General features: G+C 75.0%; 19 protein-coding genes. 6 read left to right on the top strand and 13 right to left on the bottom strand.

Annotated features, from left to right (window positions below):
* Positions 1 to 18: 18 nt before the first annotated feature.
* The 3 genes from PATMI_RS26115 to PATMI_RS26110 form a co-directional block, all read right to left on the bottom strand.
* A complete protein-coding gene (locus tag PATMI_RS26115) occupies positions 19 to 2,166 on the bottom strand; it encodes an MMPL family transporter (RefSeq protein ID WP_051470873.1) in 2,148 nt (715 codons plus the stop codon).
* A gap of 119 nt (positions 2,167 to 2,285) precedes the next feature.
* The gene (locus tag PATMI_RS0100175; protein ID WP_026909389.1) at positions 2,286 to 2,954 is read right to left on the bottom strand and encodes a response regulator; all 669 of its coding nucleotides are present in this window, start codon (positions 2,952 to 2,954) and stop codon (positions 2,286 to 2,288) included.
* Positions 2,951 to 4,117 (bottom strand): sensor histidine kinase, encoded by a 1,167-nt coding sequence (locus PATMI_RS26110; RefSeq protein WP_051470872.1) that lies wholly within the window; start codon positions 4,115 to 4,117, stop codon positions 2,951 to 2,953. The genes PATMI_RS0100175 and PATMI_RS26110 overlap by 4 nt, the downstream gene beginning before the upstream one ends.
* Positions 4,118 to 4,179: 62 nt before the next feature.
* Here PATMI_RS26110 and PATMI_RS0100165 point away from each other — a divergent pair, with 62 nt between their 5' ends.
* On the top strand, positions 4,180 to 5,814 hold the full coding sequence (locus PATMI_RS0100165; protein WP_026909388.1) for an FMN-binding glutamate synthase family protein: 1,635 nt from the start codon (positions 4,180 to 4,182) through the stop codon (positions 5,812 to 5,814).
* 19 nt (positions 5,815 to 5,833) lie between these two features.
* Here the strand turns inward: PATMI_RS0100165 and PATMI_RS0100160 are convergent, their stop codons facing one another.
* From PATMI_RS0100160 to PATMI_RS0100145, 4 genes are all read right to left on the bottom strand, one after another.
* Positions 5,834 to 6,592: a hypothetical protein gene (locus PATMI_RS0100160; protein ID WP_157260531.1), complete on the bottom strand. Its 759-nt coding sequence runs from the start codon at positions 6,590 to 6,592 to the stop codon at positions 5,834 to 5,836.
* Positions 6,589 to 7,149 (bottom strand): RNA polymerase sigma factor, encoded by a 561-nt coding sequence (locus PATMI_RS0100155; protein WP_026909386.1) that lies wholly within the window; start codon positions 7,147 to 7,149, stop codon positions 6,589 to 6,591. Before PATMI_RS0100155 ends, PATMI_RS0100160 begins: the two co-directional genes overlap by 4 nt.
* A gap of 119 nt (positions 7,150 to 7,268) precedes the next feature.
* Positions 7,269 to 7,922: a hypothetical protein gene (locus tag PATMI_RS0100150; protein ID WP_157260530.1), complete on the bottom strand. Its 654-nt coding sequence runs from the start codon at positions 7,920 to 7,922 to the stop codon at positions 7,269 to 7,271.
* Complete coding sequence (locus PATMI_RS0100145) at positions 7,916 to 8,314, bottom strand: hypothetical protein (RefSeq protein WP_026909384.1); 399 nt, start codon at positions 8,312 to 8,314, stop codon at positions 7,916 to 7,918. The genes PATMI_RS0100150 and PATMI_RS0100145 overlap by 7 nt, the downstream gene beginning before the upstream one ends.
* A 289-nt stretch (positions 8,315 to 8,603) precedes the next feature.
* On the opposite strand from PATMI_RS0100145, the gene PATMI_RS0100140 reads away from it, so the two are divergent.
* A complete protein-coding gene (locus PATMI_RS0100140) occupies positions 8,604 to 9,065 on the top strand; it encodes a MarR family transcriptional regulator (RefSeq protein ID WP_026909383.1) in 462 nt (153 codons plus the stop codon).
* 104 nt (positions 9,066 to 9,169) lie between these two features.
* A complete protein-coding gene (locus tag PATMI_RS26105; protein ID WP_084269390.1) occupies positions 9,170 to 10,468 on the top strand; it encodes an MFS transporter in 1,299 nt (432 codons plus the stop codon).
* An 80-nt stretch (positions 10,469 to 10,548) separates the two neighbouring features.
* Here PATMI_RS26105 and PATMI_RS33465 read toward each other — a convergent pair whose 3' ends face one another.
* On the bottom strand, positions 10,549 to 11,460 hold the full coding sequence (locus tag PATMI_RS33465) for a phospholipase A2 (RefSeq protein WP_051470871.1): 912 nt from the start codon (positions 11,458 to 11,460) through the stop codon (positions 10,549 to 10,551).
* Positions 11,461 to 11,743: 283 nt separating this feature from the next.
* Here PATMI_RS33465 and PATMI_RS0100125 point away from each other — a divergent pair, with 283 nt between their 5' ends.
* Complete coding sequence (locus tag PATMI_RS0100125; RefSeq protein ID WP_026909382.1) at positions 11,744 to 12,796, top strand: MBL fold metallo-hydrolase; 1,053 nt, start codon at positions 11,744 to 11,746, stop codon at positions 12,794 to 12,796.
* Here PATMI_RS0100125 and PATMI_RS0100120 read toward each other — a convergent pair.
* Genes PATMI_RS0100120 through PATMI_RS0100110 form a run of 3 tightly spaced genes read right to left on the bottom strand, consistent with a single transcriptional unit; the run spans position 12,768 to position 15,896 of the window.
* Complete coding sequence (locus tag PATMI_RS0100120; RefSeq protein ID WP_026909381.1) at positions 12,768 to 14,288, bottom strand: TrkH family potassium uptake protein; 1,521 nt, start codon at positions 14,286 to 14,288, stop codon at positions 12,768 to 12,770. The two genes, PATMI_RS0100125 and PATMI_RS0100120, sit on opposite strands and share 29 nt — an antisense overlap.
* A complete protein-coding gene (trkA, locus tag PATMI_RS0100115; RefSeq protein ID WP_026909380.1) occupies positions 14,285 to 15,625 on the bottom strand; it encodes a Trk system potassium transporter TrkA in 1,341 nt (446 codons plus the stop codon). The genes PATMI_RS0100120 and trkA overlap by 4 nt, the downstream gene beginning before the upstream one ends.
* 55 nt (positions 15,626 to 15,680) lie before the next feature.
* Positions 15,681 to 15,896, bottom strand: coding sequence for a hypothetical protein (locus PATMI_RS0100110; RefSeq protein ID WP_026909379.1), 216 nt, complete (start codon positions 15,894 to 15,896; stop codon positions 15,681 to 15,683).
* A 278-nt stretch (positions 15,897 to 16,174) separates the two neighbouring features.
* On the opposite strand from PATMI_RS0100110, the gene PATMI_RS26095 reads away from it, so the two are divergent.
* The gene (locus PATMI_RS26095) at positions 16,175 to 17,575 is read left to right on the top strand and encodes a cation:proton antiporter (RefSeq protein ID WP_051470870.1); all 1,401 of its coding nucleotides are present in this window, start codon (positions 16,175 to 16,177) and stop codon (positions 17,573 to 17,575) included.
* Positions 17,576 to 17,963: 388 nt separating this feature from the next.
* On the top strand, positions 17,964 to 18,308 hold the full coding sequence (gene cutA / locus PATMI_RS0100100) for a divalent-cation tolerance protein CutA (RefSeq protein WP_026909378.1): 345 nt from the start codon (positions 17,964 to 17,966) through the stop codon (positions 18,306 to 18,308).
* A gap of 4 nt (positions 18,309 to 18,312) precedes the next feature.
* Here the strand turns inward: cutA and PATMI_RS0100095 are convergent, their stop codons facing one another.
* Complete coding sequence (locus PATMI_RS0100095; protein WP_051470869.1) at positions 18,313 to 20,058, bottom strand: cobyric acid synthase; 1,746 nt, start codon at positions 20,056 to 20,058, stop codon at positions 18,313 to 18,315.
* Between the two features lie 323 nt (positions 20,059 to 20,381).
* Positions 20,382 to 21,192, bottom strand: an 811-nt coding sequence (locus PATMI_RS26090; protein WP_211241671.1) for a cobalamin biosynthesis protein CobD/CbiB, incomplete at its 5' end; no start/stop codon positions are given.

Genomic DNA, 21,192 nt, shown 5'->3' with positions numbered 1-21,192 from the left:
CGCCCGCCCACTCGTCGCTCAGTCCGCCGCCACCGGCGACGTCGCTCGCCCGCGGCGGTCCCGCAGCCACCGCGGCGACCACCAGGCGCGGGCGCCCAGGAGCTGCATCACGGCGGGCACGAGCACCATCCGGACGATCGTCGCGTCGACGAGGATCGCGGTCGCCAGTCCCAGGCCCATGAGCTTGAGGAAGACCTCCGGGCTGAGCGCGAACGCCGCGAAGACGGCGACCATGATCGCGGCCGCGGCGGTGATCACCCGTGCGGTGCGGGCCACGCCCTCCGCGACCGCCGCGCCGGCGTCGCCGTGCCGCGCGAACCGCTCCCGGATCGCCGACATGAGGAACACCTCGTAGTCCATCGACAGCCCGAACAGCGCGGCGAACATGATCACCGGGATGAACGGCGGCACGGGCAGCGGCGTGTCGATGCCGACGAGCTGCCCGGCCCAGCCGCCCTGGGCCACGAGCCCCACGACGCCGAAGGCCGCGCCGATCGAGAGCAGGTTCATCACGCCCGCCTTGGCCGCGACGACCGGCGCCCGGAACGCGGCGACGAGCAGCAGGAACGAGATCAGGACGACCCCGCCGACGAAGAGCGGCAGCCGGTCCGCCGTCGCGACGCCCTGGTCGACGGCGCTCGCGGTCGCCCCGCCGAGGTCGACCTGCAGACCGGCGCGGTGCAACGGTCCGTCCCGGAGCCGCTCGACGAGGTCCTTCGTCGCGGTGCTCTGCGGCGAGGTCCGCGGGACGACCTGGATCAGCGCCGCCGTGCCGCGGTCGTTGGCGACGGGCGCGCCGACCGACGCCACCCCGCGGTCCGCGCGCAGGCCGGACGCGAGGCGCTCCAGCGCGGGGCGGTCCGCCGCGCCCCGCGGCGTGGCGGCGACCGCGACCAGCGGGCCGTTCTGCCCCGGGCCGAAGCCGGCGGTCACGAGGTCGTAGGCCTCCCGCTTCGCGGTGCCCGTGGCGTCGTTGCCGGCGTCGGGGAACCCGAACCGCAGGGTGGTGGCGGGCGCCGCGAGCAGCGCGAGCAGCGCGAGGGAGAGCACGGTCGCGAGCACCGGCCGTCGCTGGACGCGCCGGGCCCACCGCGCGCCCGGTGCACCGTCCGGGTCGCGCGGCTCGGTGCGCACCCCGAGGATCCGCAGGCGCTCGATCCGCCGTCCCGCGAACCCGAGGAGCGCCGGGAGCAGCGTCAGCGACGCGGCCAGGACCACGAGCACCGACGCGCTGGACGCCAGGGCGACGCCGTGGAGGTACGGCAGGCCCATGAGGTACAGGCCGAGCAGCGACACGACCACCGTCCCGCCGGCGACCAGGACGGACCGCCCGGCGGTGGTCATCGCCTCGACGGTCGCGTCGTGCGGCGCCCGGCCCGCGGCCCGCGCGGTCCGGAAGCGGGTGATGATGATCAGGGCGTAGTCGATTCCGACGCCGACGCCGAGCATCAGGGCCATCTGGACGGCCCAGTCGGGCGTGTCGACCACGGCGGCGAGCAGGCCACCGACGCCGAGCGCCACGCCGACGCCCATCAGCGCGACGACGAGCGGCAGCCCGGCCGCGACCGCGGAGCCGAACGTCAGCAGCAGGACGATCGCCGCGACCGCGAAGCCCGCGATCTCCGACGACATGCCGGCCTCCTCCTCCATCCCGGAGATCCCGCCGGACGCGTACGTCCGCACGCCGTCGTCCGACGCCCGCGACGCGAGGTCCATGAGCGCCGTGCCCGTGGACTCCGGGACCGCCTGGTGGTCCTCGGTCAGCGGGATGCGGACGACGGCCGTGGTCCCGTCGCGGGACACGGCGGCGTCCTTCGTCGTGACGCCGTCCCCGACGCCGGGGAGCCGCTCGGTGCGGGCGAGCAGCCCGTCGATCGTGGCGGTGGCCCGTGGCCGGTCGGCCCCGGCCGCGTCCTTCCAGACGATCTCGACCTCGTCGGTCGAGCGGCCGCCGAACTCGCGGTCGATCGTCCGCGTGGCCGCCTGCGACTCCGAGCCGGGGGTGTCGTAGCTGACGACGAAGTCGCCGCCCAGCTGCATCGAGGCGACGGTCGCGACGACGAGCGCCACGAGCCAGCCGAGGACGACCGTCCTGCGTCGCCGGAAGGCCACGGACGCGAGGCGTCCGAGCGGGGTCCTGTCGGGGGCTTCGGATGTCTGGTGCATGGTCGGCTCCGGGGGTGGGGGAGGGTCGACCACGACGCTACGAGCGGGGGTCCGGCGCGTCGTCGGCGGCGCGGACGCACCGGGCGTACTCCGCGCGGAGTACGGCGTCGGGCGGCGGCTCAGGCGCCGGGCACGACGACGCCGGCCTCGTACGCGGTGACGACGAGCTGCGTGCGGTCCCGCGCGCCGAGCTTCATGAGGATCCGCGAGACGTGGGTCTTCGCGGTCAGCGGAGAGATCACCAGGTCGTCGGCGATCTCGGCGTTCGACCGGCCGCGGGCCACGAGGACGAGGACCTCCAGCTCGCGCTCCGTGAGCTCGTCGAGGGCCGCGGGGCGGACGAGCGGCTCGGCGTCCGAGCGGGCGGCGAACGCGGCGATCAGCCGGCGCGTGACGCGGGGGTGCAGGAGCGCGTCGCCGGCCGCGACCACGCGCACGGCGCGGAGCAGGTCGGCGGGCTCGACGTCCTTGAGGAGGAACCCCGCGGCACCTGCCCGCAGCGCGCCGAAGACGTAGTCGTCGAGCTCGAACGTCGTCAGGACGATCACCTTCACGCCCGCCAGCGCAGGGTCGGCGGTGATCGCCGCGGTGGCCTCCAGGCCGTCCATCACGGGCATGCGGACGTCCATCAGCACGACGTCGGGGCGGTGCTCGCGCGCGGCGGCCACCGCGGCGGCGCCGTCGGCGACCTCCGCGCACACCTCGAGCCCGTCCTCGGCGGCGATCAGCGCGGAGAAGCCGGCGCGGACGAGGCCCTGGTCGTCGGCGAGGAGGACGGAGACGGTCACGACGTCCCCTCCGCGACCGCGCGCAGCGGCAGGCGGGCGCGGACGGTCCAGGCGCCGTCGGCACGGCCGGCCTCGGCCGTCCCGCCGACCGCCGCGGCCCGCTCGCGCATCCCGCGGAGACCGGCGCCCGCGCCGTCCGTCGGTCCGGCGGCCCCCGCGCCCTCCGCGTCCCCGCCGTCGTCGGTCACGACCACCTCGACCGCGTCCCGCCCGACCGCCACGTCGACCCCCGCCGCCCGCGCGTCCGCGTGGCGCAGCACGTTGGTCAGGGCCTCCTGCACGATCCGGTACGCCGCGGTCGCCACCGCGGTCGGCACGTCCCCTTGCGGGCCGTCGATCCGCACGCGGACGTCGACCCCGGCGGCGCGCAGGGGCTCCGCGAGCCCGTCGAGGCGGCCGAGCGGATCGACGGGGCGCAGGGGCGGGACGTCCGCCTCGTCCTCGTCGCGGAGGACGCCCAGCGTGGTGCGGAGGTCCTGGAGCGCGGCGCCGGAGACGCGCTTGATCTCCTTCAACGCGGCCTCGGCGTTCTCGGGCCGGGAGTGCAGCAGGTGGGCGGCGACCCCGGCCTGGACGTTGATCGCGACGATCGAGTGGGCGACGACGTCGTGCACGTCGCGCGCGATCCGCAGGCGCTCCTCGGCCACGCGCCTCCGGGCGTCGAGCTCCCGCTCGCGGTCCTCCTGGGCCCGGCGCTCCTCGTCGGCGCGCCGGGCGTCCGCGCGGGCCCGGACGCTGTCGCCGAGCACCACGGCGCCGGCGACGACCCCGGCGTTGAAGAGGATCTTCCCGACCTCGAGGTCGCTCGAGAACCCGACGACGAGTCCGGCGGCGACGGGAACGAGCACCGCGGCCAGGAGGAGCGACCGCCGGCGGTCGCCGTGCAGCGCGCCGGAGAACGCGGCGATCCCGCCGGGGAGGAAGACGGTGTCGCCGGGACTCAGGGTCGCCAGGCACGCCGCGATCGCGAGGCACATCGCCGGGACCGCGACGAGCGGCGCACGCCGGCGCGCCGCGAGGACCGCGACGGCCAGGCCGACGGCGAGCACCCCGGCCACCGAGAGTCCGTCGCCGGACCCCACCGCGCCGTCGACGAGCAGCGCGGCCGCCACCCCGGTCAGGAGCGCGGCCTCGCGGAGCTCGGGACCGGGACGGACGGGCATCGCGGACCACCCTACGTCGCCCCGGATGATCCGTCGTCGTCCGCGGGGAGTATCCGTCCCGCATGCTCCGCTACCTCCCCGCCGCCGGCTCCCTCGCCGTCGCGGCGCTCACCACGCTCCTCGCCATCCTGTCCGGCGCCGGCTGGTGGTGGGCCGCCGTGCCGTTCCTGGCGCTCACCGCCCTGGCGGCGTACGACCTGGTCCAGACCCGGCACGTCGTCCTGCGGACCTACCCGATCGTCGGCCACGGACGATGGATCGCCGAGGCGCTGCGGCCCGAGATCCAGCAGTACTTCGTCGAGTCGGACACCGACGGCCGGCCCTTCGACCGCGACACCCGCACCATCGTCTACGAGCGCGCGAAGGGCGACGAGGCCGAGTCCCCGTTCGGCACCGAGCTCGACCTCGACGTCGTCGGCCGCGAGTACCTCGTGCACTCGATGGCGCCGGCGCCGACACCCTCGGCGGACGCGCCGCCGCCGCGCGTCCGGATCGGCGGCCCCGACTGCGCGCACCCGTACGAGATGGCGCTCCTGAACGTCTCCGCCATGAGCTTCGGCGCACTCTCGAGGCCCGCGATCCTGGCGCTGAACCAGGGCGCCCGCGAGGGCGGCTTCGCCCACGACACCGGGGAGGGCGGGCTCTCGAGGTACCACCTGGAGCCCGGCGGCGACCTCGTCTGGGAGATCGGCACCGGCTACTTCGGCTGCCGCACGAAGGACGGCGACTTCGACCCCGACCGCTTCGCCGAGCAGGCCGCGCGGGAGCAGGTGCGGATGGTCTCGCTCAAGGTCTCCCAGGGCGCCAAGCCCGGGATCGGCGGGGTGCTGCCCGGCGGCAAGGTCACGCCCGAGATCGCGGCGGCCCGCGAGGTCCCGCAGGGGCGGACCGTCACCTCGCCGCCCGGGCACCGCGTCTACTCGACGCCCCGCGAGCTGGTGGCGTTCCTCGCCCGGATGCGCGAGCTCGCCGGCGGCAAGCCCGTCGGCTTCAAGCTCTGCGTCGGCTCCCGCGTGCAGTTCCTGGCGGTCTGCAAGGCGATGGTCGACACCGGGATCACGCCGGACTTCATCATCGTCGACGGTGCCGAGGGCGGCACCGGTGCGGCACCGCTCGAGTTCGAGGACCACGTCGGCCTGCCGCTCACCGAGGGCCTGATGTTCGTCGCCGACGCGCTCGTGGGATGCGGTCTGCGCGACCGGATCAGGATCGGCGCGAGCGGCAAGGTCGCCACCGGCGCGGACATGGTCAAGCGGATGATCCAGGGGGCGGACTTCCTGAACGCGGCGCGCTCGATGATGTTCGCGCTGGGCTGCATCCAGGCCGAGCGCTGCCACCTGAACACGTGCCCGTCCGGGGTCGCGACGCAGGACCCGAAGCGCTTCCGGTCGCTCGTCGTGGCGGACAAGGCGCCGCGCGTCACGCGGTACCAGCAGGCGACGGTCCAGAGCGCGCAGCGGCTGATGGCCGCGATGGGCGTCACCGACCCCGCGGACCTCCGGCGCTCGCAGCTGCGCCGCCGGATCTCGGTCGAGTCCTCCCAGAACCTGGCGGAGCTCTACGCCCCGCTGGAGGACGGCGCGCTGCTCCGCGGTGCTCCCGGCGACTGGGGCCGCTGGTGGGCCGCCGCGGACCCCGACGTCTTCGACCTCGACTGGACCGAGCTGCGGAGCGCCGGGGGCGGGTCCGCGGTCTGACGCGGCCGGCCTGCCCGCCTTACCGGTCCTCCGGGAACACCAGCAGCGGCAGCGCACCGTTCGGCGTCACGTCGCTGCCGTCCTGCGCGAGCCACCGGAGGTCGCTGGCCCGCGGGTCGACCTCGCCCGCGTCGAGGGCGAGCACGTTGGAGGTCACCGGCACCTCGCGGTCCGCGCCCCCGGGCTCGTGGACGACGACCCGCGCGACACCGTCGGGCAGGAGCACCCAGACGAGATCCCCGGTCCGTCCCGTGGCGGTGCCCCGCCGCACGTCGGTCAGCCCGAAGCACTTCGTGCTGGAGTCGGGCCCCGTCGCCAGGTACACGCACAGGGCGTCCTTCGCGGCGGTGGCGGGGACCACCGTCCGCGGCTGGAGGTCCGCGACGGACGCCAGCACGATGCCGTCGTCACCCGGGCCCTGGACGACGACACGGAGCGCGTCAAGGCGGATCCCCTGGTACGGCCGGGTCAGGACCGTCAGCGCCCGCCGGGCGACCGCCGTCCGGTCCGCGGCGGTCTGCTCGCGTCGGAGCACGCCGAGCACGGCCCGCTGCTCGGCGGGCACGGGCGTGGAGCTGAGCGAGGGGCGGTTCCCGTCCTCGTGCCCGAGCGGCGGGTCCCAGAGCGCGATGCCGGCGGCGGCGACGCCGCCCACGGAGACCACGGCGGCGCTCGTCATGAGGCCCGTGCGGAACAGGCGTGCCCGACGGCGCGCCCGGTCGACCAGGCGCTCGTTGGCGATCAGCAGGCTCTCCTGCAACTGCGGAAGCTGGATCATGCCCATCCCATCATCTGGTCGCGGAGCCGGGTCAGACCACGGCTCACTCTCTTGCGCACGACGCTCGACGAGGTCTTCAACCGCTCGGCCGTCTCGTCGTACGTCTCGTCCTGCACGAAGCGGGCGACGATCGCCTCCCGCTGCTCCTCGGGCAACCGCTCCAGCGCCGCGTGGAGGCGGTCGTTCTCCCCCAGCGCGTTGACGCGCTCGAGGTCCTCGTCGTCGAGCTCGAGCGGCATCATCTGGAGCTTCTCCCGCGCCTTCTGCTCGACGGTCCCGCGACGCGCGCTGTCGACCAGCACGTTGTGCGCGACCCCGAAGAGCCAGCCCGCGGCGTCGCCACGCGACGGCTTGAACCGCGCCCGCGACGCCAGCGCCTTCGCGAACGTCTCGGCGGTCAGGTCGGCCGCCACCTCGGGCAGCCCGACGCGGCGCCGGTGGTACGCGAGGATCGCGGCCTCGTACCGCTCGTAGAACTCCGCGAAGGCGGCGGTCGAGCGGTCGAAGCGCTTCTCGGCGAGGAGGTCCTCGTCGCTGCGTGCTTGCTCGCGGTTCACGGTTCCTGTTCGGTCGGCGGCCGGGATCTGTGACCGCTGATCGCGGTTCTCCGTGCCCCACCGGTGTCCTCCCACCGGCAGGGCGCGGGCCATCAATGCGGGGGTGGCGGCCGGCGTGCCTATCGGGACTGCCCGCCCTGCAGGTCGTCGAAGTCCAGGAGCGTCGTCTCGGACGTGCCGTTGTCCGTCCGCACGGCGATGCTGTCGGTCCTCTCCGGGTCCGTCACCACCACGCCCGAGGCGTCGGGACGCACCGCCGTGGTGCGATCGGCGTCGTCGGTGGTGCTGACCGACGCGCCGTCGGGCACCAGCGTGATCGCCGCCGACGTGTCGTCGCCGACGATCCCGACCGTCAGGCCGTCGCGCTCGACGACCGCCGTCGGGGCGCAGCTCGTGCCGTACCCGTCGACCGGGTCCGGGACGACCACGCACACGACGTCGTCGCCGGGGACGACCCACCCCTTGCCGGTCGGCGTGTCGATCGCCCGCGACAGGTGCGGGTTGCGTCCGAACCGCGCATCCGACGCGACCGGCACGGCCTCGGCGGGCAGCGCGTCCTTCGCGGTGCGGGCGCGGCGGAAGATCCGCAGCGTCTCCCGCTGGTCGGCCTGGACCGCGGGGATGGCCGTCGGCTGGGCCGCCGTCGGCGAGACGGGGTCCGGCTCGGGCGCGTCCTCGGCGACGGCCGGGACGACCGCGACGCCGGTCACCAGGCCGACGGCGATCCCGCCGGAGACGAGGCGGCGGACGCGGCGACCGCGTGCGCTCAGCATCCCGCCGCCCCCGAGCCCCACGTCGACGTGCCGAGGATCGTGGTGGTCGACGCGTTGTTCCGGATGACGGGGTAGAGCAGGTTCGCGCCGCTGTAGTAGTGGCAGGCGTAGCCGTAGCCGTAGTCCCAGTTCGCGTACAGCGGAGCGCCCGTGTTGGAGTACGTGCTCGCCGCGGCGCTGACCGCGGTGCCCCGCGACGTGTAGGCGGAGGCCGAGTACAGCGAGTGCCGCTCGGGGTGCGTCTTCTGGACGTTCTGGCCGAGCGAGTAGGCGAAGCTGTTCTGCGCGGCCCGGGCGCCCGGCGCGGCGGCCAGGCCGGCGAGTCCGAGGGCGAGTGATGAACAGATCAGTGCAGCGGCCCGTGGGGCGTGCCGACGTGCTGAGATAAGCATGAGGCGTCTTTCGAGGGGTCGGTCGTGGGAGATCGGGGATCCGTGCCGCCCGGGGGCTCGACGGCCGCTCGAACCTACGTCCAGTGCGGTCACAGTCCTGCCCACTCGACGAACGTGCGCGCGCCAGGGTCGAAAACCGGTCCGTTTCGCGCGCGATACGCAAAAAGCGGTCACAGATCGAGCCCGCTCAACGAACTACGTACGTGGCGACGTGCATCCGCACCCGGAACGCCGGGTTCGAGGCCTGGGAGGTACCCCCGAGTCGAATGGTTCGCTACACTAATTACCAGTGCGAACCACCAGGACAGCCGTCGCTCCCCGCACCTCGACCCCCGAGGTCGCGGCGCACCTGCGCCTCGTCGTCACGCGGGCCGCGCGGCGGCTGCGCGCGGAGGCCGGCACCGGGCTCGGGCCGTCGCTCGGGGCCGCGCTCGCGACCGTCGAGCGGTTCGGCCCGCTCAGCCCGAGCGAGCTCGCCGACCGCGAGGGCATCCGCCGCCCGTCCGCGACGCGGCTGGTCGCCAAGCTCGAGGAGGAGGGTCTCGTGGCGCGCGAGCCCGACCCCGAGGACGGCCGGTCGTTCCGGGTCAGCCTGACCGGGGCGGGTGCCGCCCACATCGCCGACGTGCGCTCCCGCAAGGACGCGTTCCTGGCGCGGCGCCTCGAGGAGCTCTCCCCCGAGGACCGCGCGACCCTCGACCGTGCCGCGGACCTCCTCGAGGACCTGCTGCTCGAGGACCGACCGGACTGACCGGCCGGCGCACCGGGTCGCGCCCCGCCGTCGGGACCCGACCGTCCGCCGGCCGACGCCGGGATCCCGGACCACCCCCGCCCACGACCCGAGGAGGACCCGGATTGAGCCCCACGATCCACCGCACCTTCGACTCCCTGCACGTCCCGAACTACCGCCGCTACTTCGCGGGCCAGGTCGTCTCGGTCTCCGGCAACTGGATCCAGAACGTCGCCGCGATGTGGCTGATGGTGAAGCTGACCGGCGACGGTCTCGCCGTCGGGCTCACCGCCGCGCTGCAGTTCCTGCCGCTCATGCTCTTCGGGGCGTGGGGCGGCCTGCTCGCCGACCGCGTCGACAAGCGACGGCTCCTGATCGGCACGCAGCTTGGGCTGATGGTGCCGGCGGTCGTGCTGGCCGCGACGACCTTCACCGGGACGGTCACGCCGCTCGTGATCTACGCGATGGTCTTCCTCCGCGGCACGGCGATGGCGATCGACAACCCCGCCCGGCAGGCGCTGCCGATCGAGCTCGTCGGACCGGATCGGGTCGTCAACGCGGTGGCCCTCAACAGCGTCGTGATCCAGACGTCCCGGATCATCGGGCCGGGCGTCGCGGGCCTCCTGATCGCGGTCGTCGGCATCGCGTGGTGCTTCGTCGTCGACGCGCTGTCGTTCCTGGCGATGATCGTGGCCCTGCTGCGCCTGGACCCCGAGCAGATGGGCGAGTCCCCGCGGGCCGCCCGGCGCAAGGGCGCGCTGCGCGAGGGCGTCCGCTACGTCCGTGGTGCCCCGCACCTCGTGATCCCGCTGGCGATGATGGCGGTCATCGGCCTCCTGTCCTTCAACTTCCAGATCGTCCTGCCGCTGATGGCGCACGACACGTGGCGGGGCACGGCCACGACGTTCACGCTGCTGACGATGACGATGGCCGTCGGGTCGGTGATCGGGGCGCTCGTGGCCGGCAACCGCCGCGAGATCACGCCGCGGCTCCTGGTCGGTGCGGCGACCCTCTTCGGCACGTTCCAGCTGCTCGCGGCCGTCGCGCCCGTCCTGCCGCTCCAGCTGCTGCCGCTGGTGTTCCTCGGGATGGCGTCGGTGACGTTCTCCTCCGGCGTCAACTCGACGCTGCAGCTCCAGGTCGAGCCGGCGATGCGCGGCCGCGTGATGGCGCTGTACTCGCTGGTCTTCCTCGGCTCGACACCGATCGGCGCGCCGTTGGTCGGCTGGATCGCCGGATGGGCCGGGCCGCGGGCCGGGATGGCGGTCGGCGGGGTGGCGGCGCTCGTCGCGGCGGCCGGGGCCTGGTGGGCGTACCGCCGGGTCGCGGACCGGGTCGCGGACGCTCCGGCCGGGGCCGGGGATCCCGGTGTGGGCGGGGCCGCGGCACCGTCGCCGGCGCCGCGGGTGGTCACGAACGCCTGACCGTCCGGCCGCGGACGTCCGGTCGGCGGCGCGAGGGCACCGCCGGCCGGTGGGCGACGCGAGGTCGGGCCCGCCGGTCCTCAGCGGTAGTAGTTCTTCCCGCCGAACGTGCTGACGGCCTTGTAGAAGACGTCGGCGACCTTCTTGCAGAATCCGCGCTGCACGGCCTCGAGGTACTTGCGGTCGAACCGCTCGTCGCACTGGATCTTCATGTTCGACCTGAACCGGCTGTCGATGGAGTCCTTCCCGGCCTTGGTCGGAGCGGCCATCAGTCCGGCCGACTTCGAGCCGAAGTTGCGGTAGCCGAAGTCGTGACGATCGCAGGACTTCTCGAAGAGGTCCGAGTAGTACTTGATCGGCTTGCCCGTCTTGCCGGCGAGACTGAACTCCGCGTTCGCGAGGTTCTCGGGGACGCTGCAGCCGTTGGTCCCCCAGTTGATGCTGTGCCCGTCGACGTCCTTGCGCGTCTCGGGGTAGAGCTTCTTGTACCGCCCGTAGTTCGACCCGCCGACGTCCTCGAACTCGACCGCGCGGGCGATGACGACCAGGTTGTCGTGGGTCGGCGCGGACGGCGGCGCCGGGACGTAGGGCGGCGTCGGCGACGGGTCCGGGGGCACCGGGCCCGGGTTGGGGGCGCACGTCGGGACGTTCGCGAGGAGCCCGTCCGTGTACGTCTTGACGTAGTGGTCGGGCACGTAGAACCCCCCGGTCTTGATCCAGACCTTCGACCCGTAGGCGACCTCGCCGCCGGTCTGGCACTGGATCCGGATCCACTGGCCCGCCTTGACGTGGTCGACGCGGGCGACCGGCTTCAGCTTCGGCCTCGTGCGGCCGTCGAGGTCGGCGCGGACGAGGTAGGTGTTGTCGACCCTCCACGGGCCGGGGCCCGTGACCTTCGCGGCCGAGGCGGCGGCGGGGGCGGCGAACGCCGCACAGAGCAGCGCGAGGAGCACGGCGAGGAGCCGTCGGGGTGACACGCGGGGGAGGTGCATCGGGGTCCTTCTCGGGGGTTGGGGTGCCTGCGAATCTGCCACCGTCGAGCAGCGCCGAGGGGTGGTCCTCACGGACCTCTCACGGCTCCCTCACGGTGCTCTCACGACCCCTCACAGGGCTCTCACGAACGGGACACCGGACGGTCACCCACCGGCGTCGAGCGCCCGCCCGACGGTCCCGGGGACGACGTCGCCTGCCGCCGCCCCCCACCCGTCCTGTGGCCGTCGCACCCGGATCCGGCGGCGCCCGCGCCCGTGTCCGCCGGCTGGGAGACTGGGCCCGATGGCCGCCCCGGACGACGACGCGATCCCCGACCGCCTGCGCGAGCTCGGGATCCACCGCGTGTCGCTCCCCGCCGCCAACGAGATGGGACGCGTGAACGCGTGGATCGTCGACGACGACCCGCTCGTGCTCGTCGACGCGGGGATCGGCGACGACGGAGCGATCGACGCGCTCGAAGCGGCCTTCCGCGCGGTCGGCCGCCGGGTCGAGGACCTGGGCCTCCTCCTGCTGACGCACCAGCACACCGACCACCTGGGGCTGGCGGGCGAGATCGTCCGGCGTTCCGGGGCCGAGCTCGCCGGCCTGGCCCCGCTCGGGCCCTACCTGGCGGACTTCCCGGCGGAGGCGGCTGCGGACCGCGCGTACATGGCGGAGCTCCTGCGCCGCCACGGGGCCGACGAGGCGGCGGTCTCCGGCAACGAGGAGGGCTGGGCGCGCTTCCACGCCGCCGGGGGCTCCGCGCGCGTCACCGTGCCGCTCGTGGCGGGGTCGACGATCGCGCTCCGCGACCGCACGCTCGAGCTCCTGCACCGCCCGGGGCACAGCGAGACCGACGTGCTGTTCGTCGACGCCGCCGCGCGGGCGATGTTCGGCGGCGACCACCTGCTGCGCGCCACGCCGTCGGTGTCGATGCGCGACCGCCCGCTCCCGGCCGGCGACGGCGCACGGGCGCCGGACCCGTCCGAGGACGACGTCGCCGTGACGATCCGGTACCGGGAGTCGCTGCGCGCCACGGCGCCGCTGCCGGTCGACCTCGTGCTCCCCGGGCACGGCGGCGCGTTCCGGGACCCGGCAGAGGTCGTCGAGCACCACCTCGCCAAGCAGGACCGCGACGCCGCGGGCCTGCTCGCGCGGGCGGGTGACGCGCCCTTCACGGCCGGGGGCCTGGCGGCGTCAGTGTGGCCGCAGGCGCCGGCGTCGCTGGCGCACGTGCTGCTCAGCACCGTGCTCGGGAGCCTCGGCGTCCTGCGCGCGGCGGGGCAGGTCGAGGTCGTGGACGCGCCGGCCGGCGGCCCGGTGCGCTTCAGCGCGCGCGCCAGAGCCCGCGGGTGAACAGCGCGAGGATCGTGAACAGCTCGAGGCGGCCGAGCAGCATGAGGAAGCTCAGTCCCAGCAGGCCGCCGTCGGGGACCTCGGAGTAGGACTCCAGCCCGCCGAGCTGCCCAAGTGCGGGACCGACGTTGAACAGGCACGCGAGCGAGCCGGAGAACGCGGAGAGCAGGTCGAAGCCGCAGGCCGCCAGGAGCGCCGTCCCGAGCGTCATCGCGACGAACGCCACGGCCATGAACCCGAACGCCGCGCGGACGGCGTCGTCGGTCACGGGCTTCTTGCCGATGCGCACGACGACGATCCGCTGCGGTGCGATCTGCCGTTGGATCTCGGCCCGGATGCCGCCGAAGATCGTCAGCCACCGCCGCACCTTGAAGCCGCCGGTCGTCGAACCCACCATGGCGCCCGACGCGGTCGCCAGCAGCACGAGCAGCCGGGCCTCCTCCCCCCACAGGTCCGGGTCGGCGGTCGTGAACCCCGTCCCGGTGGTGATCGACGCCGCGGTGAAGATGCCGTCGAACACGTTGCCCGGCGCCTCGCTGCCGCGGGCGCCGATCGCCAGCAGGATCCCGATCCCGATCACGAACAGCACGTAGGACCGCAGCTCGACCGCGTGGATCCCGAGCCCGCGACCGGTGACGAGGCGCCACCAGATCACGTACGAGACGCCCGAGGCGAGCATGAGGACCGTCAGCGCGACCTCGACCGGGGTCGACTCGAACCCGCCGGCCGAGGCCGTACGCGTCGAGAAGCCGCCGGTCGACGCGACGGACATCGCGTGGTTGACGGCCTCCCACGGCGACAGGCCGACGAGGAGCAGCGCGATCAGGGCGATGCCGGTGACCGTCAGGTAGATCAGCGCGGTGATGCGGGCGGTGTCGCGCATCTGCGGCGCCACCGTCTCCTCCGCGGCGCGGCTCGACTCGCCGAGCAGGACCCGCCGTGCCGCACCACCGGCGGCCGGGGCGATCGCGACGAGCAGGACGACGATGCCGATGCCGCCGATCCAGTGCGTCAGGGAGCGCCAGAGCAGCACGGCGTGGGGCTGGTGGTCCACGTCGACGAGCGCCGTGGCGCCCGTGGTGGTGATGCCGCTGGTGCCCTCGAAGATCGCGTCGGCCACGCGCGGGAACGACCCGCTGAGCAGCAGGGGGATCGCCGCGAAGAGGCTCGCCGCGACCCAGGTGAGGCCGGCGGCCATCAGCCCGTCGCGGCCGGTCGGCGCCGGCATCGGCCGCCCCACCCACGTGCGGCGGAGCAGCAGGGCCAGGACCGTCGCCAGGCCGGTCGCGGCGCCGAACGCCCCGATCGCCCGCTGGTCGGAGACCGCCGCGGTGATCGTGCAGACCAGCGCGGCGACCGCGAGCGCGATCGAGCCGGCGGTCAGCGCGCGGCGGGTCAGCGGGCCGATCCGCTTGTTCAGCCGCAGCGGCCGTGGGCGGCGGATCCGGAACCGCGGTCGGCGCCGGTCGGCCGCGGCGGACGTCGCGCTCACCGGTCGAGCACCGCCCCGAGCTTCTGGGCGCCGCCCCCGGTGGCGAGCACCAGGGCGATGTCGCCCTGCTGGTAGCGGTCGATCTCGCTGGGGAACTTCACCTCGCCGTCGCGGACGACGGCGGTCAGCGCGGTGTCGTGGGGCAGCGACGCGGCGATCGGCTTGCCGCACAGCGGGTTGCCCGGGGCCATCCGGTACTCGAGCGCCTCGAGCCCGTCGACGATCAGCGTGCTCTTGCGCGCGCCGGTGCCGCGCGAGGTGCGGAGGATGCGCTCGGCGGCCGCCAGGCGCGGCGCGATGATGCCGTCGACGCCCAGGGCCTCGGCGAGCGGCGCGAACTCCTCGCGGGAGAGGACGGCGAGCACCAGCCCGATGTCGAGCCGGTCGGCGTGGGTGCAGGCGAGGAGCGTGGCGCGGTCGTCGTCGGCGCAAGAGACGAACGCGTCGCACGTGTCGACGCCGGCCTCGCGGAGGGCGGCCTCGGACGCGCCCTCCTCCCAGAGGACCTCGATCGAGCGGTCCTCGAGGACCTCGGCGGCGTCGCGGGCGCGCCGCTCGTCGGGTTCCAGCACCACGACCTCGCGGCCCAGGTGCGCCAGCCGCGCGGCGAGCGCCACCCCGATCTGGCCGGCGCCGAAGATCGCGACGCGGTGCACGCTGCGGGCGACCGGGTCGATCTCGCGGCACGCCTCCTTCAGCTCGTCGGTCGAGCACGCCAGGACGACGTGGTCGCCCGGCAGCGGCGTCGTGTCCTTGTTGGCCAGGTGGACGCGGCCGTCGCGCAGGAGGGCGCCGATCTTCGAGTGCGTGGCGTGCGGTCGCGTGACCACCGAGCGCCGGGCGGCCGGCGAGTTCGGGGTGACCATGCATTCCGCGAGCGCCAGGCGGTCGTCGGCGAAGCGCTCGACGCGGACGGCACCGCGGATGCGCAGCGCGGATTCGATGTCGCCGACGGCCGCCAGCTCCGGCGACACGAGGACGTCGATGCCGAGCGTGCCCTGGGCGGTGTCCTCGCCCGACGGGTAGTAGTCGGCGTCGCGGACGCGGGCCATCGTGCGGGTCGCCCCCTGCGCCTTGGCGTGCAGGCAGGCGACGAGGTTGATCGCGTCGATCGAGGTGACGGCGACGAAGAGGTCGGCCTCGCCCGCCTCGTGCTCCAGGAGGTCCTTCGGGGACGAGGCGTCGGCGCGCTCGACGCGGACGTCGATCCCGGCGCGGGAGCGGTGCAGGAGGAGCTCCCGGTCGAGGTCGAGGACGACGACCTCGTGGCCCTCGCGCGCCAGGCGCCCGGCGAGGTACCAGCCGACCTCTCCGGCCCCGGCGATCAGTGCGCGCATCGGGACGAGGATGCCGGAACGGGCGGCGGGACGGGCGCGCGCACGACCCCTCCCGTCATTCCTTGGGCGTGTACCAGACCTTCACCTTCTTGGCGAGCATCAGCGCGAGCACGATGCCGATGGCGATCACGATGACGTTGTTCTCGCGCATCCCGTAGCCGGTGACGAGGAAGACGACCATCACCCCGAGGTAGAACAGGACGGCCTGCCCGCCCTTGGGGCCGTAGTCGTGCGGCCTGCCGAAGCCCGAGGGCAGCTTGGGCGCTTTCATAGGCCGACACTACCCGCGCGGGCGGGGTGCGGACACCGTCCGGGCCTGAGGTCGACCCCGGGGGAGGAGGGATCCGCCGCCAGGTGGGAGGCCTGCGGACCGCGACGAGCGGCGACGCGCCACGTTCGTGGTCGTCGCGCGCTGAGCGCCCGGCCTGCCGCGTGCGTCCCGCCGGGACGCGCCCCGCCGAGCACGCGGGCCGGGTCGCGCCGGGACCGTAGGCCTACGGCCAGCCGCGGCGAGCGTACGCGCAGCAACCTCGGGGTACCGAGCCCTCGTTGCTCGACGCGCTGCTCACGCCCCTGGCCTCCGAGCCGGGGTTCCATCCCGGCAGCCACGCGGGCGTCCTGGTCTTCGTCCTCGCCGGCGCCGGGCTGCTCGTGGCGACGATCGCCCTGAGCAACCAGGGCGGCCGCACGTTCACCTCGGCGATTGTCTACCTCGTGCTCGGTGTGGTGGCCGCGCTCGGCATCGCGGCCGTCGGCGGCACGCCGTTCGATCCGGTGGAGGACGCGGACCTCCTCGAGCACCTCACCGAGGTCGTGGCGATCATCGCGCTCTTCGGCACGGGGATGGCGGTCGACCGGCCGTTGCACTGGCGGGCCTGGAGCCACGCGCTGCGCCTGCTGCTGATCGCGATGCCGCTGACGATCGCCGCCGTGACGCTGTTCGGCTGGGGTGCGATGGGGCTCTCCCTCGGCGCCGCCCTGATGCTCGGCGGGGCGGTCGCGCCGACCGACCCGGTGCTCGCCGGGGACCTCGGCATCGGACCGCCCGGGGAGCCCGACGAACGCGACACGAGCTTCGCGCTGACCGCCGAGGCGGGCTTCAACGACGGGCTGGCGTACCCCTTCGTGCTCGCCGGGATCATGATCGCCCACCACGCGGACGACGGGAACGTCCTCACGTGGCTCGCGTCCGACGTGCTCTGGGCGATCGCGGTCGGCGTCCTCTGCGGCGTGGGGCTGGGGTGGCTGGCGGCGCGGATCGTCCGGGAGGCCCGCGACCGCGGGTTCATGCAGGAGTACTTCGACGCGTGGGTCGGGCTCGGGGTCGTGCTCGGCGTCTACGGCGTGACGGAGATCCTCGATGCCTACGGCTTCATCGCCGCGTTCGTGGCGGGCATCGCGTTCCGGCGCTACGAGCGCGACCACGAGATGCAGGCCGGGACGCACCGCGGCGCCTCGGTGTTCGAGCGCCTCGGCGAGCTCGCGGTCGTCCTGTTCGCCGCGTCGATGCTGACCCTGGACGGCCTCGGCACCCCCGGCCTCGCTGGCTGGGGCCTCGTCGTGCTCGTCGTGTTCGTGATCCGCCCGGCGGCGGGGCTCGTCGCGACGCTCGGGACCTCGATGCGCCTGTCGGACCGCGCCTTCATCGCGTTCTTCGGGGTCCGCGGCGTCGGCTCGCTCTTCTACGCGGCGGTCGTCGTGACCTCCGGGGCGCTGTCCGACCACGAGGCCGCCGTCGTCCTCTGGACCGTCGTCGCCCTGACCGTCGTCTCGATCGTCGTCCACGGCCTGGCGGGCGACCCGGCGCGCCGCCGGCTCGACCGGATCGCGCGGGCGCACGGCGAGGCGGTCGCGGGTGATCGCGACGAGTCGGGGGAGGAGCAGCGGGTGGAGGCCGAGGAGGGCGCGGAGGACCGGCGGTCGGGGCGGCCGGTCGCGGGGGAGGGGTGAGGACGGGAGGTGCGGTAGGGCGCGGCGGGAGGAGCGCGGGGCGGAGCGCCCCGGCGGGTCGCGGACCGACCGGCGGGCGGGTCGCAGGGCCGGACGGCATGCCGGTCCCGACGTGTCGGTTTTGGTACCGCAGAGGTCCCGAACCCGACACGGAGCCGGCCGTCCCGCGGCCGAGGCCGGGCGTGTCCGATCCGGTACCGCAGAGGTCCCGAACCCGACACGGAGGCGGGCGTCCGGCGGCCGAGGCCGGGCGTGTCGGATCCGGTACCGCAGAGGTCCCGAACCCGACACGGAGGCGGGTGGCCCACGCGCGGGGGCGGGGAAGGCCGCGGCCGGCCTTGCGACCACCGTACGGAGGATCCCCCGGCCCGGCGCGGAAGGCCGTCCCATGGCGGACCCCGTACAGCCGGTCGACGTGGTCGTGGTGACGGTCGTCGGCGACGACCGCGACGTCCTCGGGGCGATCGCCGGCGCGGCGATCGACGCACGCCTCGCGGCGTGCGGGCAGGTCGGCGGACCGGTGACGAGCGTCTACCGGTGGGAGGGTGCCGCGGAGACCGCGGAGGAGTGGACGCTGACGCTGAAGACGGCGGCGGACCGGACCGACGAGCTCGTCGCGCTGGTCGTCGACCGTCACCCGTACGACGTGCCCGAGGTGCTGGTCGCCCCGCTGGCCGGCGGCCACGCTCCGTACCTCGACTGGGTGCGGGCGGAGACGCGGCCCGCGCGATGAGGGATCAGCCGACGGGCCCGCAGGCCAGCGTCGGCAGGCCCGCCGGAACGCCGTGCTCGAGCAGCCGCAGCAGCGCGTCGGTGTCGAGGTGCTCGGCGACGAGGTCACCCAGGACGTCGTAGCGGCGCTCGCGCACGTCGGCGAAGCGCGCGGGGCCGGGGGCGAACGACCGGCCGCGGACGCGGGCGGCCCAGCCGAGCAGGACGTGCCGCGCCTCGTCGTGCTCGAGCAGCCCGTGCCACGACGTGCCGGCCACCACGCCTTCCACGCAGCCCTCGGCCAGCACCCGCGGGTCCTCGCCCGCGGCGGCGACCACGGGCTCCGCCGACAGCAGGGGGACCCCTCCGTGCCGGACCACCCGGCCGTGGCGGATCTCGTATCCGCCCGCGGGGACGGCCGATGGTGCGGACGACGGATCCCACGTCCCGTGGCCCGCGCCGTTCTGAGCCGTCGGACCCGTCGGCCGCCCGCGCCCGGACTCCGGGACGTCGGACCCCCCGGGGCCGGGCACCGGCGCGAACCCCGGCGAGTGCGGCGGCGTCCCGCCGACGGATCCGTCCGGCGTGAACAGCAGTCGGCCTTCGCGGCGCCGCGTGATCTTCGCGGGGTGCATCGTGGTCGTGACCGGCAACAGACCGAGTCCGGCGACGGTGCCGGTGCCGGTCTCGACGCCGTCGTCCTCGATCGCCGTGCCGAGCATCTGGTACCCGCCGCAGATCCCGAGCACGGGCCGGCCCGCGGCGACGCGCTCGCGCAGCACGCGGTCGAGGCCGGCGTCCCGGAGGTCGGCGAGGTCGGCGACCGTCGCCTTGCTGCCCGGCACGACGACGAGGTCGGCGTCGCGCAGCACGTCCGGGTCGCGCGTCAGCCGCAGGTCGACGTCGGGCTCGATCGCGAGCGCGTCGAGGTCGGTGAAGTTCGAGATCCGGCGCAGGCCGACGACGGCGACGCGCACCGGGTCCGCGGTCTCGGCGCCGCGGTCGAAGGTGCGCAGCGCGAGTCCGTCCTCGGCGTCGAGCTCGAGCCCCTCGGCCCACGGGACGACGCCGAGCACCGGGCGCCCGGTCATCGCCTGCAGCGCCTCGACGCCGGGATCCAGCAGGGACGGGTCGCCACGGAACTTGTTGATGACCATCCCGGCGACGTGCGCCTGGTCGGCGGGATCGAGCAGGGCGATCGTGCCGTAGTGCGCGGCCAGGACGCCGCCGCGGTCGATGTCGCCGACGACGATCGTGGGGAGCCCGGCGTCACGAGCCAGTCCCATGTTCACGAAGTCGCCCTCGCGCAGGTTGATCTCCGCCGGCGACCCGGCACCCTCGCAGATCACGGCGTCGAAGCGGCCGCGCAGCTCGGCGAGGCTCTCGAGGACCGCGCCCCGCAGCTCGCTCCGCAGCCGCCGGTAGTCGCGGGCCCCGGCCGTCCCGTGCGGCCGACCGAGCAGCACGACCTGGCTCATCCGCTCGCCCGTCGGCTTCAGGAGCACGGGGTTCATGATGGCCTCGGGCTCGATCCCGCACGCGGCGGCCTGGACCGCCTGGGCGCGGCCGAGCTCGAGCCCGTCCGGCGTGACCGCCGCGTTCAGCGCCATGTTCTGCGCCTTGAACGGGGACACCGACACGCCCTCGCGGTGCAGCCACCGGCAGATCCCGGCGGTGATCAGCGACTTGCCGGCGTCCGAGGTCGTCCCGGCGACGAGCAGCGCGCCGGCGGGCGCGGCCGGATCGGCGGGGCGGGTGCGCGGGACGGCCACGGCGGGGATCCTGACGGACGGCGAGGGCGACGGGCGCGTGCGGTCGGCGCAGGGACGACCGCCGCCCGGCCGCGGCGGCACGAGCCGGCGGACGAACCAACGCCGGGCCGCTGGAATGAACGCCGGCAGTCCATGGTCCGCTGGCCGGCGTTCGAACCTGCGCCCACACCGCAGGAACGAACGCCAGACCCCCGTCGACCGCGAGCCGGCGTCCGAAACTGCGCCGACTCCGCAGGAACGAACGCCAGACCCCCGTCGAAAACGAGCCGGCGTCCGAAACTGCGGCCCGCAGTCGACCCGCCGAAGGTCCTCCCGCGGCGTCCCTAGCCGCGCGCCCGGCGCATCAGGACGGCACCGACCGCGCACACGACCGCCGTCGCCGTCCCGACCCGCAGCGACAGTCGCGCGGCGCGCTCGAGGTCGTCGGCCTCGGGGTCCCGGGCGCCCGGCACGTCGCCGAGGACGGGGCGCTCCTCGACGCGGCCGCCGTAGACGTTCCGTCCGCCGAGCCGCACGCCGAGTGCGCCGGCGAATGCGGCCTCGACGCGCCCGGCGTTCGGGCTCGGATGTGCGGCCCCGTCGCGCCACCAGGCGCGCCAGGCGGCGCGGGGACCGCCGACTGCCGCACCGCCGCCGGGCCGGTCCGCGCTGCCGCCGGTGCGGCCCTCGCCACGGTCAGCCCGGCCCGCGTCACCGCCGTCCCCGCTCGCGTCACCGCCGTCCCCGCTCGCGCTGCCGCCGTCCCCGCTCGCGCCGCCGCCGTCCCGGCCCAAGTCACCGCCGTCCTGGCCCGCGCCACGGCCGTCCCGGCCTGCGCCGCCATCGAGGGTCCCGGCGTCGTGGCCGCCGACCGGACCCAGGCCGCCCGCGACCGCTCCCGTCGCCAGGGCCGCCAGCCGCGCCGCGGGCCAGCCGGCGACGTCGTCCGCGCGGGCCGACGCCCAGCCGAAGCGGGCGTAGCGCTCCGATCGGTGCCCGACCATCGCGTCCATGGTGTTCAGCGCGCGGTGCGCCGCGACGCCGGGCGCGCCGAGGAGCGCGCCCCAGACGAACGGCGCGACGACGGCGTCGGAGGTGTTCTCGGCCACGGACTCGAGGCCCGCGCGTGCGAGGCCCGGGCCGTCGAGCGTCGCC

The sequence above is a fragment of the Patulibacter minatonensis DSM 18081 genome (genome assembly GCF_000519325.1).
GTDB classification, from domain to species: domain Bacteria; phylum Actinomycetota; class Thermoleophilia; order Solirubrobacterales; family Solirubrobacteraceae; genus Patulibacter; species Patulibacter minatonensis.
The sequence above is the reverse complement of the archived record's forward strand: the minus strand, read 5'-3'. Positions and strand labels throughout refer to the sequence as shown.

What these genes read in the sequence shown, in the direction of transcription:
- PATMI_RS0100110 (WP_026909379.1), bottom strand. Translation starts at nt 15,896, where the DNA reads ATGAAAGCGCCCAAGCTGCCCTCGGGCTTCGGCAGGCCGCACGACTAC.
- PATMI_RS0100125 (WP_026909382.1), top strand. Translation starts at nt 11,744, where the DNA reads ATGGCCGCCCCGGACGACGACGCGATCCCCGACCGCCTGCGCGAGCTC.
- PATMI_RS26115 (WP_051470873.1), bottom strand. Translation starts at nt 2,166, where the DNA reads ATGCACCAGACATCCGAAGCCCCCGACAGGACCCCGCTCGGACGCCTC.
- trkA (WP_026909380.1), bottom strand. Translation starts at nt 15,625, where the DNA reads ATGCGCGCACTGATCGCCGGGGCCGGAGAGGTCGGCTGGTACCTCGCC.
- PATMI_RS0100165 (WP_026909388.1), top strand. Translation starts at nt 4,180, where the DNA reads ATGCTCCGCTACCTCCCCGCCGCCGGCTCCCTCGCCGTCGCGGCGCTC.
- PATMI_RS26110 (WP_051470872.1), bottom strand. Translation starts at nt 4,117, where the DNA reads ATGCCCGTCCGTCCCGGTCCCGAGCTCCGCGAGGCCGCGCTCCTGACC.
- PATMI_RS33465 (WP_051470871.1), bottom strand. Translation starts at nt 11,460, where the DNA reads ATGCACCTCCCCCGCGTGTCACCCCGACGGCTCCTCGCCGTGCTCCTC.
- PATMI_RS0100150 (WP_157260530.1), bottom strand. Translation starts at nt 7,922, where the DNA reads ATGCTGAGCGCACGCGGTCGCCGCGTCCGCCGCCTCGTCTCCGGCGGG.
- PATMI_RS0100145 (WP_026909384.1), bottom strand. Translation starts at nt 8,314, where the DNA reads ATGCTTATCTCAGCACGTCGGCACGCCCCACGGGCCGCTGCACTGATC.
- PATMI_RS0100160 (WP_157260531.1), bottom strand. Translation starts at nt 6,592, where the DNA reads ATGATCCAGCTTCCGCAGTTGCAGGAGAGCCTGCTGATCGCCAACGAG.
- cutA (WP_026909378.1), top strand. Translation starts at nt 17,964, where the DNA reads ATGGCGGACCCCGTACAGCCGGTCGACGTGGTCGTGGTGACGGTCGTC.